The 13,359-nt window shown below is 62.5% G+C and carries 12 protein-coding genes and 1 pseudogene; 4 read left to right on the forward strand and 9 right to left on the reverse strand.

From position 1 onward, the window contains the following. Positions 1 to 345 precede the first annotated feature (345 nt). Positions 346 to 1,158 (forward strand): alpha/beta fold hydrolase, encoded by an 813-nt coding sequence (locus AC3ZU9_RS30305; RefSeq protein WP_093546170.1) that lies wholly within the window; start codon positions 346 to 348, stop codon positions 1,156 to 1,158. 36 nt (positions 1,159 to 1,194) lie between these two features. Here the strand turns inward: AC3ZU9_RS30305 and AC3ZU9_RS30310 are convergent, their stop codons facing one another. The 4 genes and pseudogenes from AC3ZU9_RS30310 to AC3ZU9_RS30325 form a co-directional block, all read right to left on the reverse strand. Then, positions 1,195 to 2,076 carry a methyl-accepting chemotaxis protein gene (locus tag AC3ZU9_RS30310; protein WP_490091740.1) on the reverse strand — a complete coding sequence of 294 codons (882 nt, stop codon included), beginning with the start codon at positions 2,074 to 2,076 and terminating at the stop codon, positions 1,195 to 1,197. Beyond that, positions 2,053 to 3,162 (reverse strand): annotated as a pseudogene (locus tag AC3ZU9_RS30315) (HAMP domain-containing protein); the annotation flags it as partial. The pseudogene AC3ZU9_RS30315 and the gene AC3ZU9_RS30310, both read right to left, overlap by 24 nt. 114 nt (positions 3,163 to 3,276) lie before the next feature. Beyond that, a complete protein-coding gene (locus AC3ZU9_RS30320; protein WP_122809757.1) occupies positions 3,277 to 4,689 on the reverse strand; it encodes an aminotransferase-like domain-containing protein in 1,413 nt (470 codons plus the stop codon). Between the two features lie 203 nt (positions 4,690 to 4,892). Next, complete coding sequence (locus AC3ZU9_RS30325) at positions 4,893 to 5,654, reverse strand: SDR family oxidoreductase (protein ID WP_012723120.1); 762 nt, start codon at positions 5,652 to 5,654, stop codon at positions 4,893 to 4,895. A 229-nt stretch (positions 5,655 to 5,883) separates the two neighbouring features. Here AC3ZU9_RS30325 and AC3ZU9_RS30330 point away from each other — a divergent pair, with 229 nt between their 5' ends. Beyond that, positions 5,884 to 6,891, forward strand: a complete 1,008-nt coding sequence (locus tag AC3ZU9_RS30330; protein ID WP_102061074.1) for an NADP-dependent oxidoreductase — start codon at positions 5,884 to 5,886, stop codon at positions 6,889 to 6,891. Positions 6,892 to 6,959: 68 nt separating this feature from the next. On the opposite strand, the gene pyrF is transcribed toward AC3ZU9_RS30330, so the two are convergent. Beyond that, the gene (gene pyrF / locus AC3ZU9_RS30335) at positions 6,960 to 7,658 is read right to left on the reverse strand and encodes an orotidine-5'-phosphate decarboxylase (RefSeq protein ID WP_012723118.1); all 699 of its coding nucleotides are present in this window, start codon (positions 7,656 to 7,658) and stop codon (positions 6,960 to 6,962) included. 261 nt (positions 7,659 to 7,919) lie between these two features. Between pyrF and AC3ZU9_RS30340 the strand changes: the two genes are divergently transcribed. Both AC3ZU9_RS30340 and AC3ZU9_RS30345 read left to right on the forward strand, forming a co-directional pair. Next, positions 7,920 to 8,684, forward strand: coding sequence for a response regulator (locus AC3ZU9_RS30340; protein ID WP_043206166.1), 765 nt, complete (start codon positions 7,920 to 7,922; stop codon positions 8,682 to 8,684). Next, positions 8,684 to 9,721: a sensor histidine kinase gene (locus AC3ZU9_RS30345; protein WP_046033839.1), complete on the forward strand. Its 1,038-nt coding sequence runs from the start codon at positions 8,684 to 8,686 to the stop codon at positions 9,719 to 9,721. Before AC3ZU9_RS30340 ends, AC3ZU9_RS30345 begins: the two co-directional genes overlap by 1 nt. Positions 9,722 to 9,771: 50 nt before the next feature. On the opposite strand, the gene AC3ZU9_RS30350 is transcribed toward AC3ZU9_RS30345, so the two are convergent. The 4 genes from AC3ZU9_RS30350 to AC3ZU9_RS30365 all read right to left on the reverse strand — a co-directional run. Further along, entirely contained in the window at positions 9,772 to 10,833 is a 1,062-nt protein-coding gene (locus tag AC3ZU9_RS30350) for an AI-2E family transporter (RefSeq protein WP_490091738.1), read from the reverse strand. 72 nt (positions 10,834 to 10,905) lie between these two features. Further along, a complete protein-coding gene (locus AC3ZU9_RS30355) occupies positions 10,906 to 11,724 on the reverse strand; it encodes a DUF4892 domain-containing protein (RefSeq protein WP_012723114.1) in 819 nt (272 codons plus the stop codon). 102 nt (positions 11,725 to 11,826) lie between these two features. After that, a complete protein-coding gene (locus AC3ZU9_RS30360) occupies positions 11,827 to 12,681 on the reverse strand; it encodes an alpha/beta hydrolase (protein ID WP_012723113.1) in 855 nt (284 codons plus the stop codon). Further along, positions 12,678 to 13,359, reverse strand: a 682-nt coding sequence (locus AC3ZU9_RS30365; RefSeq protein WP_490091739.1) for an alpha/beta fold hydrolase, incomplete at its 5' end; no start/stop codon positions are given. The genes AC3ZU9_RS30360 and AC3ZU9_RS30365, both read right to left, overlap by 4 nt.

The raw sequence follows: 13,359 nt of genomic DNA on the forward strand, positions 1-13,359 counted from the left end.
CCGTTAGATGGCGGTGGGCTGTCAGGCAGCCAGCGGGAGCAAGCTCCCTCGCCACAGGTCCTGCGCCATAGCCAGAATTGTGTAGATACCGATGCCTCGATGGCGCTGAATCAGTCACCTGATGAATCGACTGACACACCGCTATCGGGGGCAAGCCCCCTCCCACATTTGGATCGCGGTCTAACCGTTAGATAGCGGTCGTCGGTAAGGCCGCCAGCGGGAGCAAGCTCCCTCGCTGCCCATCTGGCGAACACAGTTCACCACATGCCATCACTTTGCACCTATCCCCCCGCCCCCGACTAGCGTAAAAAAGTGCCCCTCACTCCATGAAGTCAGAGGCCTGCTATGCCTGTCGCCGTCATTGATGGACAACCGCTGCACTACGTCGACCAGGGTTCCGGCCCGGTCGTCCTATTGGGCTCAAGTTACCTGTGGGACCGCGACATGTGGGCGCCGCAGATCGAAGCCCTTTCGCAACAGTACCGTGTGATCGTGCCCGAGCTATGGGGGCATGGCGAATCAGGCCCGTTGCCGACGCAAACTCACTCCCTCGATGACCTTGCGCGCCAGACCCTGGCCCTGCTGGACCATCTGGACATCGCACAGATCAACCTGGTGGGGCTCTCGGTCGGCGGCATGTGGGGCGCACGCCTGGCACTGCTGGCACCCGAGCGGATCAACAGCCTGGTGCTGATGGACACGTACCTGGGCGCCGAGCCCGAGGCCACGCGCCAGTACTATTTCTCACTGTTCAAGATGATTGAAGATGCCGGCGCCATCCCTGAGCCTTTATTGGACGTGATCGCACCGATCTTCTTCCGCCCGAACATCGACCGCGAATCCGCGCTGTACCAGGACTTCCGCAAACAATTGCAGGGCTACTCCAAAGAGCGCCTGCTGGAGAGCATCGTGCCCCTGGGCCGCTTGATCTTCAGCCGCGAGGCTGTGCTGGAGCAGTTGCCACGCCTGGACGCCGACACCACACTGGTGATGTGCGGCGAACAGGACAAACCGCGCCCACCCGCCGAGTCCGAGGAAATGGCCGAACTGATTGGTTGCAGCCTGATCCTGATCCCGCAAGCCGGGCATATCAGCGCCAGGGAAAACCCGGACTTCGTCAACGAAGCCCTGCTGACCTTTCTCGCCAACCACGCCTGACCACCCTCCCCTGTGATCGCTGCGCAGGCGCGGTGATCACAGGCGGAAGTGCCCCACCATACCCTTGAGCTCGGCCCCCAACTGCGCCAGTTGAATACTCGACGCGGCGTTGCCCTGCATGCTCAGCGCCGACTGATCGGCACTGGCACGGATACTGGTGACGCTGCGGTTGATCTCTTCGGCCACCGAGCTTTGCTGCTCGGCCGCCGCCGCAATCTGCTGGTTCATCTGCTGGATCAACGACACCGCCACCGCGATGCTGCCCAGGGCACTTTCGGTTTCCAGCGCATCACTCACCGCCAGTTTCACCAGCTCACCGCTTTGCTGGATCTGCTGCACCGATGACTGTGCCGCGCTGCGCAAGGTGCTGACCAGCCGCTCGATCTCTTCGGTGGATTGCTGGGTGCGCTTGGCCAAGGCCCGCACCTCATCGGCCACCACCGCAAAACCGCGCCCCTGCTCGCCGGCACGCGCGGCTTCGATAGCGGCGTTGAGGGCCAGCAGGTTGGTCTGTTCGGCCACGCTTTTGATCACACTCAACACGGTGCCGATATGCTGGATCTCGGTGCTCAGGCTCTCGATGCTCGCGCTGGCGCGTGTGCTAGAGGTGGCCAGCAACTCGATGCGCTGCAAACTCTGGCGCACCACCTGTTGGCCACTGTCGACTTTGTCGTCCGCCGTCTGTGCGGCTTGTGCAGCCTCCTCGGCATTGCGCGCCACATCGTGCACGGTGGCGGTCATCTGGTTCATCGCCGTGGCAACCTGCTCGGTTTCTTCTTTCTGGCTGCTGACTTCGACGTTGGTCTGCTCTGTCACACTGGACAAGGAATGCGCCGAGCTGGCCAGTTGCTCGATACCGGCTTGCAGGCCGCTGACCATCTGGCTCAGGCCGTTGCCCATCTGTTGCATTGCCTGCATCAACTGGCCGATTTCATCGCGGCGGCTGACCTCCATGCGCCCGCTCAAGTCACCGGCGGCAATCTGCTGGGCCACGGCGATCACACTGCGCAGCGGCGCGACGATCAACCGGGTAATCACCCACGCTGCAATCAACCCCACCAGCAAGGCCAGGGCCGAAGAGCCGATGATCAGCATCGCGCTTTTCTTCAACTGCGCCTGCATCGACAGGTCTTCGGCGGCATAGGCCTGGTTGACCCGGCCGACCACTTGCTCCGCCCGATCATGCAATTGCGTGTAGACCACCTTCTCCTGCGCCAGCAGGCCGGTGTACTCACCGAGCTTCTCGCTGAACGCGGCGATATGCCCAGCCACTTCGTTAAGCACAGTCTGGTAGCCGGGGTCCTTGACCGAGGTCTTCAGTTGCTCAACCTGAGCCAGCGCCTGGTCAGCCTGCTCAATCTTGCCTTGCTCGGCGTCGTCCTGGTCCGCCTTGCGGCTCTGGTCCAGGCGTACGTGAGCTTCGTTCATGGCTTGCAGCATCAGCCGCGACACCTGGCTGACCTGCCCCGCCTGCTCGATAAACTCGGCACCTTCCTTGCCCTGGCTTTCCTTAAGGCCATAAGCGCCGTCGTCTGCCAGCCCGGCCTGCAATACGTCGAGGTTATTGGCCACGCTGGACACCGACCAACTGGCCATTTCCAACGCAAGGTCCTTGGTCTGGGTCAATTCGACAAACTCATCGAACGCCTTGCGGTAAGCGGCCAGGGCCTGTTCGACCTCGGCCATGACCGGCACGTTGGCGGCCGATTCGGCTTTGAGGCTGGCGGCGAGGGCCGCCAAGGCATCGACACTTTCGTGCAGCGCGTCGACGTCCTTGGGGTCGGCATGCAACGCATAGTTCTGCTCGATCAGGCGCACCTTGAGCAAGCCGCTGTTGAGCGACGACATGACCTTGAGGCCTTCGAAACGCTGGCCAACGGTTTGCAGGGACCACACGCCGATCGCCGCGACCAAGGCCGTCAACAGCAGCACGAGGGTGAAGCCCAAGCCCAGTTTTTTTGCCATACCGAGGTTGGCGAATTGTCGTTGCACGGCCGAAATCATTGCACTTGAATCCTCTTGCAATGGCAATTGCCATCGAGCCCGGTTTACATCGGCGAGATTGGCAACCACAAGGCCCTGAGCACAAGTCGTTGGCGCCACAATAATGGCAAAAAGCTACAGGTTCGTCGTTTTCAGAATGCTCGAGGTCGATCTGGCGGGTCCCATGGCGCGGAACAATGCCAAAGCCCGTTGATCAGCAGCATAGGCCACATTGATGCGTAGCCACTCACTGGGTTCGCTGGTCGGGCTGAACAACGCCCCCGGCGATAACAACACCCCGAGACGCCGGGCACACGCCTGCAGCCGTGAGTGATCCGCCTGCCCCGGTCGCGCCCACAAGAACATACCGCCAGCGGGAGTGGCAAACACCTCCCACTCCTCGTCTTCCAGCACTTGCAAGGTCGCCGCCATTTCCATACTCAAGCGCTTGCGCAAGCGTTGCACCCACTTACGATAGGTGCCATTAGCCAGCAGCGTGGCCACCACCGCCTCAGCAAACCGCGAGGTGCCGAAGCCGGTCAACGTCTTGAGGCTCGTCAATTGAGTGATGATCGCCGTGCTGGCACTGAGATAGCCCACGCGCAAGGCGCTGCTCAGGGTCTTGGAAAAGCTCGCGACGTAGATCACCCGGTCATCATGGGGCATTGCCGACAGCCGCGTGCAGCTGGCGTGTTGCAGGTCGCCGAACACGTCCTCTTCGATAATCAGGAAGTTCTCCCGGTGCGCCAGCGCCAATAAGCGCTCCGCCACCTCGCGACACAGGCTGGAGCCGGTCGGGTTGTGATACAGGCTGTTGATAAACAGGCATTTGGGCCGATGCCGCTGCAGCAAAGTTTCCAGTGCAGGAATGTCCGGACCACCCCGCGTGCGCGGCACTTCCAGCAACTGCACACCGTGGAATGCCAGTTGCCGGTAGAGGTTGCCGTACCCCGGCGTTTCGACCACCACGCAATCACCGGCCTTGAGCAGTGTGCGTATCAGCAAGTCCTGGGCATGGCTGGCGCCTGCGGTGGTGAGGATACGGTCAACGCTGCTGGCAATATGCGCCTGGGCCAGGCGCTTGAGCAGTTGCTCACGCAACGCCGGCAGACCCAATGGGGGGCTGTAGTTGAACAGCCCGGCGGTGTCGGTACGGGTGACTTCACGAATCGCGTAACTGATGTCATCGCTTTCGCGCCAGGCATCCGGCAACCAGCCGCAACCCAGCTTGAGCTCGCCCAATGGGTTATCGGCGAAAGCCCCCCATTCCCGCTCAGCACCTTCGTACCACTGGCCTTCGTGCGCCTGCGGCGGCTGGGCCACCCTGAAACCTGCCCCCTGCTTGGACACCAGCAAGCCCTGGGCGACCATCCGCTCGAACGCCTCAATGACGCTGGACTGGCTGAGCAGGTTATCAAGGGCCACCTGGCGGATGGACGGTAAGCGTGTGCCAGGGCTCGCCCCACTCGTGCGAATCCATTGCGCCACTGCGCTGATGATCTGCTGCACCACCGGTACAAGGGCTTGTCGATCGATCCCTAAATCCATGCGCCACTCACTTCAACTGTCTGTTATTCAACCCGGAACAGTTAAGCACAGAAGCCCTTGTCGACCCGTCGCCAAGTTTTATTAAAGTATTGATTCTATTGGATTATTTACCTAATGATACACATTCTGACAGGGCACACTGCCAGCTATGGAAAAGCCCCACAGCCCCCCAAACGTTTTCGAATGGAGAGCGAGGTTAGGTCCTAGATCGCCGTCGCGCCACCGTCCACCGCCAACGCTTGGCCAGTGGTAAATGCCGCACCGTCGCTGCACAGATACAGCACCGCACTGGCGATTTCCTCGACCTTGCCAATGCGCCCGACCGGGTGCATGGCGGCGGCGAATTCGGCTTTGCGTGGGTCGGCTTCATAGGCACGCCGGAACATATCGGTATCGATCACCGCCGGGCACACCGCGTTGACGCGGATTTTCTTCTTCGCATACTCAATGGCCGCCGATTTGGTCAGGCCGATCACCGCATGTTTGGACGCGGCATAAATGCTCATCTTCGGCGCAGCGCCCAGCCCCGCGACCGACGCGGTGTTGACAATCGCGCCGCCGCCCTGGGCCAGCAAGAGCGGCAATTGGTGCTTCATGCACAACCACACGCCTTTGACGTTGACGCCCATGATCGCGTCGAACTCATCCAGGCTGCCGTCAGCCAGCTTACCCTTCTCGATCTCGATCCCGGCATTATTGAAGGCATAGTCCAGGCGGCCATAGGCGGCGAGGGTCTGGGCCATCAATTGCTGCACCTCCCCCTCCAGCGTGACGTTGCAGCGCACAAACAGCGCTTCGCCGCCGGCCTGGTGAATCAAGGCAACGGTGCCCTCGCCGCCCGCCGCATCCAGGTCGGCGACCACGACCTTCAAGCCTTCGGCGGCGAACGCCAACGCGGTAGCGCGGCCGATACCGGCGGCGGCACCCGTTACCAGAGCGACCTGGCCGGAAAACGTCATGCTCATAAGAAGATGTCCTGTTGGGGGAATAGCAGTGGGTCGAGTGTAGCCAACGCCGCGCCGGGCGCGTCAGCACTATCAAAAGGCCGGTTGGCGCTGCATGAATCGCAGTGATAAGAGCCACCACCCGACTATCAGCACTGTCTATCGAAGGGCATTCGCGCCCTCGGTGAACCTTGCCCTCTACCCGTTCAAGGTCTATCACTTCAGGTTCATTTCCAGAAGAGTCGCTGCCATGACCGCCCAGACCAACCGCCAATTCCTGCTCGCCAAGCGCCCGGTCGGCGCGGCCACCCGGGAGACGTTCACCTACCAGGAAGTACCGGTGGGTACCCCCCAGGACGGCCAAGTGCTGGTGCGCAATGAATACCTGTCCCTCGACCCGGCCATGCGTGGCTGGATGAATGAAGGCAAGTCGTATATTCCGCCGGTCGGCATCGGTGAAGTGATGCGTGCGCTGGGCGTGGGCAAGGTGATTGCCTCGAACAACTCGAAATTCGCGGTCGGCGACTACGTCAACGGCGCCTTGGGCGTGCAGGATTACTTCCTCGGCGAGCCACGCGGCTTCTATAAGGTGGACCCGACACTCGCGCCCCTCCCCCGTTACCTGTCTGCCTTGGGCATGACCGGCATGACCGCTTACTTCGCACTGCTGGACACCGGCGCGCCCAAGGCCGGTGAAACCGTAGTGATTTCGGGCGCAGCCGGCGCCGTGGGCAGCATTGCCGGCCAGATCGCCAAGATCAAAGGCTGCCGCGTGGTGGGCATTGCCGGCGGCGCCGACAAGTGCAAGTTCCTGGTCGACGAACTGGGCTTCGACGCCGCCATCGACTACAAAAGCGAAGACGTGCCCGCCGCACTCAAACGCGAGTGCCCCAAAGGTGTGGACGTGTATTTCGATAACGTCGGTGGCGATATCCTCGACGCGGTGCTCAGCCGCCTGGCGTTGAAGGCCCGCGTGGTGATTTGCGGTGCCATCAGCCAATACAACAACAAGGAAGCCGTGAAGGGCCCGGCCAACTACTTGTCACTGCTGGTAAATCGCGCGCGCATGGAAGGTTTTGTGGTGATGGATCACGCCGCAAATTTCGCCGCCGCCGGCCAGGAAATGGCCGCCTGGATGGCGCAGGGCAAGCTCAAGAGCAAGGAGGACATCGTAGAGGGGCTGGAAACGTTCCCGGAGACGCTGATGAAGTTGTTCAACGGCGAGAACTTCGGAAAGCTGGTGCTCAAGGTCAGCTGACAAGCGATAGATCTGGAGGGTGGAGATCTGAATGTGGGAGGGGGCTTGCCCCCACCCACCTTTGACAATCAGGCGATTTCGGCGACCACGTCAGCCAACGCCTTGGCCGGATCCGCCGCCTGGCTGATCGGACGCCCAATCACCAGGTAATCCGAACCCGCGTCCAGCGCCTGACGCGGGGTCAAGATACGGCGCTGATCATCCTGGGCGCTCCCCGCCGGACGAATCCCCGGCGTCACCAGTTGCAGCGATGGATGCGCAGTTTTCAACGCCTGGGCTTCCAGCGCCGAACACACCAAGCCATCAAGGCCGGCTTTCTGCGCCAGGGCGGCCAAACGCAGCACCTGCTCCTGAGGCTCGATATCCAGGCCGATACCAGCCAGATCCTCGCGCTCCATGCTGGTCAGCACGGTCACACCGATCAGCAAAGGTTTAGGGCCGCTGCGCTGTTCCAGCACTTCACGGCAGGCCGTCATCATGCGCAGGCCACCGGAGCAGTGCACGTTGACCATCCACACGCCCATTTCGGCGGCGGCCTTGACCGCCATGGCGGTGGTATTCGGGATGTCGTGGAATTTCAGGTCGAGGAACACCTCGAAACCTTTGTCACGCAGGGTGCCGACGATTTCCGCGGCGCAACTGGTGAACAGTTCCTTGCCGACCTTGACCCGACACAGTTTCGGGTCCAACTGGTCAGCCAGCTTCAGTGCGGCGTCACGGGTGGGGTAATCCAGGGCGACGATGATAGGCGTCTGGCAGACGGACATTGGAATGGGCTCTCAGGCAAGTCGAAATCGGCGCGGATTGTAGCGCACGCAGCGCCGTTGCGGGATCCGATGATCGGTAAATACTGCCCAACCGCCCTTGAGCGAGCATTTTTTGGGCAATTGTTTCAAAACAGATACATTCACGACATGCCCCCAACACGCCCCACCGCTAGCCTCGCTCGCACGACCCACCGACCAGCACTTCCAGCCATGTGGCTGGGCGCCTATGCTGACCGCAACAACCAGGCAGATGATCACACTATGCAGACCCCTTCCGCCCCTGTGAACGACGAGCAAAAAGGCGCGGTGATCGCCGATGACAAGCGCTGGAACACCCGTGCGCTGATTGTTGACGACGATGTGCCGATCCGCGAGCTGCTGATCGACTACCTGGCGCGCTTCGGTATTCTCGCCACCGGCGTGACCGACGGCACGACCATGCGCCAGGCCATGCAAGCCGAAACCTTTGACGTGGTGGTGCTCGACCTGATGCTGCCTGGCGAGGACGGCCTGTCGCTGTGCCGCTGGCTGCGCTCGGAATCGGATATCCCGATCCTGATGCTCACCGCCCGCTGCGAACCCACCGACCGCATCATCGGCCTGGAGCTGGGCGCCGACGACTACATGTCCAAGCCGTTCGAACCGCGTGAGCTGGTGGCGCGTATCCAGACCATCCTGCGCCGGGTGCGCGATGATCGCACCGAACAGCGTGCCAATATCCGCTTCGACAACTGGCGCCTCAACAGCGTATTGCGCCAGCTGGTGGCGGATGATGGCCTAGTAGTGCCGCTGTCCAACGCCGAATTCCGCCTGCTGTGGGTGTTTATCGAGCGCCCGCGCCGGGTACTCAGCCGCGAGCAATTGCTGGATGCCGCCCGTGGTCGCTCGATCGAAGCCTTTGACCGCAGCATCGACTTGCTGGTCTCGCGCCTGCGGCAAAAACTCGGCGATGATCCCAAGGCGCCGCAACTGATCAAGACCGTGCGGGGCGAAGGCTACCTGTTCGATGCGCGGGATATCGGTTGATGCGTGCCCCCTTCAACACGCTGTTCGGTCGGCTGTTCGGCGTGTTGCTGGTGGCTATCGTGCTGGCCCATGCGCTGGCGTTCTTCTGGTTCCACCATTACGGCCAACCGCCCCCCCCACCGCCTGAACAGTTTATCGAGCAGCCGGACGGCAGGCTGGTGCCGCTGCGCAAGGAGCACCATCGCCCCTGGTTTGGCGGCCCGGTGGTGCCCCTGACGTTTCAATTCGTCTCGCTGATTATCGCCGCCTGGTACGGCGCCAAACTGTTGAGCCGACCGATCCAACGCCTCAGCGACGCCGCCGAGCGCTTGAGCCTGGACCTCGACAGCCCGCCCCTCGACGAATCGGGACCGCGGGAGGCTCAGCAAGCGGCGTCGACCTTCAACCTGATGCAACGGCGTATCCGCGAACAGGTCAGCCAGCGTGCGCGCATGCTCGGTGCCGTCTCCCATGACCTGCGCACCCCGCTGTCACGCCTCAAGCTGCGCCTGGAACAGATCGAAGACACCAAGCTGCAGGGCCAGATGCGCCAGGACCTGGACGACATGATCGGCATGCTCGACGCCACCCTGAGCTACCTGCACGAACAACGCACCAGCGAAACCCGGCATTGGCTGGACGTGCAGGCGTTGGTGGAGTCGATGAGCGAGAACGCCCAGGACCAAGGCTGCGATGTGCAATTCGCCGGCAGCTGCGTGCCCTTGCAGGTGCAGCCGATGGCCCTGCGTTCCTGCCTCAACAACCTGATCGACAATGCCTTACGCTATGCCGGTACTGCGCGCATCGAACTGCAAGACAGCCGTGAAGCCTTGGTCATTCGCGTTATCGACCACGGGCCGGGAATTGCGGCAGACAAACGCGAGGCGGTGTTCGAGCCGTTCTATCGGCTGGAAGGCTCACGCAATCGCAATTCCGGCGGGGTCGGCCTGGGCATGACGATTTCCAAGGAGGCGGCGGAACGCCTCGGCGGTCGACTGGAGCTTGAGGAAACCCCAGGCGGAGGGTTGACTGCGGTGATGTGGTTACCGAGGACCTGAGATCCTACCCCTCACCACAGACAGCCCCCCCATGAGCCCTCACACCACCGTTACAGCGGCTTGTCTTCACGACGCCCCTGGGCCTGGGTCGCGCTCCAATCCATCAACAAGCTGTAGGCCACCGCCAGCAAGGTCGGGCCGATGAACAGGCCGATGAAACCAAAGGCAATCAAGCCGCCGAACACCCCGAGCAGCACGATCACCAGCGGCAGGTTGCCGCCACGGCTGATCAGGTAGGGTTTGAGCACGTTGTCCACGCCGCTGATGATGAAGGTGCCCCACACGCCAAGGAACACCGCGTAGGTGTAGTCGCCCCTCCAGGCCAGCCAGGCGGTGGCCGGGATCCACACCAGCGGCGGGCCCATGGGGATCAGGCTGAGCAGGAAGGTGACGATACCCAGCACCAACGCACCTGGTACGCCGGCGATCAGGAAACCAATCAGCGCCAGCACGGCCTGGGCGGCGGCGGTGCCGATCACACCGTTGACCACCCGTTGGACCGTCCCCGCCACCAATTCGATGTAGTAGCCGGCGCGGTCGCCGATCAAGCGCTCCAGCAGACGATGGACGAACATGGCCAGGCGCGGCCCGTCCCGATAGAAAAAGAACACGAAGACCAGGCTCAGGGTGAGTTCCAGGATGCCACCACCGATCTGTGCACTGCGCGCCAGCAGCCAATTGCCGACCTGCCCCAGGTACGGCTTGATGCTGACCATCAAGGCCGCGCCCTGCTGGTCGATGCTGTCCCACATTGCCACCAGCCGTTCGCCGACAAACGGGATCGAGCCGAGCCAGGTCGGTGCCGCCGGCAGGCCATCGACCTGGATATCCTTGATCAATGCCGTGGCATCGCGCACATGGTCCGCGAGGTTAAAACCCAGCCACACCAGCGGCAATGCCACCAGCAACATCCAGCACAACGTGAGGATACCGGCGGCCAGGGATTCACGCCCACCCAGCCAGCGGGTGAGCAGGACCATCAACGGCCAACTGGCAAACGCCAGCACCGCGCCCCAGAACAGCGCCGACCAGAACGGCGCCATCACCCAGAAGCTGGCACCGAACAGCACCAGCAGCAGGATTTGCACCAGCAGGCGATCGTTATTGAGCATGGAGTATCTCTAGAGGAAGGCTGTAGGAAGAGAGCTTAGGCGAACGGCGCGGGTCCGTTCGCCTTGTAACGGTCAGCGTATCAGATGCAGGTGCAGGCCTTTGGTTTCAGCAGTACCGGTTTCCATGCGCGCGGCGCGCACGCCTTTGTCGACCAGTGCCTGGCGCCAGGCTTCGGCATTCGGGCCGGTCAGGCTGACGCGCAAGGTGGCGTCAAGGTTCAACCCACGGGAAATCAGGGTCAGCCAAGTGTCGTCAGGGTCGCCGCCGAGCGCTGGGAAATCCAGCTCGCCGGTGCTTTTCAACTCGCGCAGCAGAGTCGCCGAGGTGGGCAACAGGTTGCCCAGCGGCGCGTTGGCGTCCAGTTGTTCCACATGCAGATAGGCGCGGCGATTGCCACGGGTGATGCCGTACAGCGCCACCAGGGAGTTGTCCTGCGGGGCGGCCAGGCGCAGCAGCAGGTATTCCTGTTGACCATCGGCACCGACGAGCTTGGCGTTGCCGAATACTTCATTGGCCCACAGGCTGCTTTCGCCGCAATCGCGGGCCTGGCACCAGAACAACAGCTGCGCGCCCTTCGCCTGCAACGCTTCACGCGTAGCGGTAAACGCGGCACTGGAGGTGTGCTCGGCGGGCAGCTCATAGGTAATCGCCGTGGCGTGCCCACGGGCGGTGGCCTGCCCTTCGTAACGCAGTTGGCCGCTGATCTTGCGGATCGCGCCCATCGGGTAGATGCGTTCCTTCTCTTCGGCGGGGCGGTAGTCGACGATCTGTGAGTCGACCTGACGTGACACTGCCGGTAAATCCTGGCTTCCTGGCACATCGGCGGCGAACACCAGGGGACTGAAACAGCACAGCCCGAGGGCACGGATAGATCCTTTACGTAGGCTCATCGGATCAATGAGCCCTGGCCATCGGAGCGCACAGCGGTGTTGAGATGGTTCATGGTTGACTCCCTTTCAATCCGCCCAGCCTCGGCAGTTGACCGCGCCAAGTCAAGGCGTGGTGAAGAACCGATTGAAACAGTCTGCAACAAGGACCGCGCCGGGCTCATCATTCAGGTGTAAATGATGGCCACCCGGCAGCGTGGTGACCGTAAAGGGTAGTTGAGAAAGCAATTCTGAATGTTTCGCCAGCATGCCGTCGGCAGCCACCACCAACTGCGTAGGGCAACTGACGCGCCGTACGAAAGCCATGGCTTGTTCGTCGGTCAGGCGCATCGGCGAAGCGAGGGTCAAGCGACTGTCGGTACGCCAGGTGTAGCCGCCCGGCACCGGCATCAAACCGCGCTGGGCCAGCAGTTGCGCGGCTTCGCGACTGACCGCCACCACGCCTTTCATGCGCGCCTCGACCGCTCGGTCCAGGGTGTTATAGACCGGCTTGCGCTTGTCCTGCAGGTTCAATTGCGCCTGCAAGGCCATGCCCAGCCGCTCGGCGGCGTTCTCACCGCTGGCGGTCGGCGGGATCACCCCGTCGATCAATCCCAGGTGCGTCACGCGCTCCGGCAACGCACCCGCCAGCACCAGGGACACGATGGCGCCGAGGGAGTGGCCAAGTAATGCAAAACGTTTCCAACCCAACTGCTCGGCGACTTGCAGCACGTCATACACGTAATCCCACAAGGCATAACCGGCGCCGCTAGGACGATGCGCCGAATGCCCGTGCCCGGCCATGTCCAGGGCAACGATGCGCAGGCCCTGAAGTTTGGGCGCCAGTCGCGCAAAACTGTTGGCGTTGTCCAGCCAGCCATGCAGGGCGATCACCGGCAAACCGTCCTCGGGGCCGAACAGGTGGGCCGCCAGTTCGATATGCGGCAGGCTCAGGCGCACCTCTTCAACCGGTGTGCTCATGCGCAACTCTGCTCGCGGGCTTCCCAGCGGGAGAACAGCTGCTTGATCAAGGCCGCGGTGTCCTGGGGGCGTTCAAGGGGGAACATATGGCCGCCGGGCATGGTGAGCATTTCACCCATGGGCAGGCGCCCGACACCGCTGGCGTGGTGACGCATCACCACCCGGCTCTGCCGGCCGCGCACGACGGCCAGCGGCACTTTCAATTGGCGCACCTGGCCGGGGCTGGTATGGGGCACGCCACGGTAGATGCTGATTTCGGTGGCCGGGTCGAAGCGCAGGCGCAGGCGATCGCCCACCTGATGCAGGCCATGTTGCAGGTAAGCGTCGAAGCATTCCGGGTCAAAGCCACGGAACAGGGTCTTGCCGGCGAAATAGCTGCGTGCGGCGTCCAGGTCGCTGAACTCTTCGCGCCGCCCCAGGGTACGCCCGGCCGGGGTCAGGCGGTCGATAAACCCGAAGCGCTTGGCCGCGCGGATCACCCAGCGGTCGGCACGGGTCAGCACCGGCGAATCCAGCATCACCACGCCGCGATACAGCTGCGGGCAACGCATGGCCGCGTGCAAGTGCAAGACGCCCCCGAGGGAATGGCCCACGCCCCACACCGGTGCCGGTTGCTGCTCCAGATGATGGATCAGTTCGTCCACCAGGTTCTGCCAGTTATCGTCCACCGGAAACCTG

The organism is Pseudomonas sp. A39, assembly GCF_058145955.1.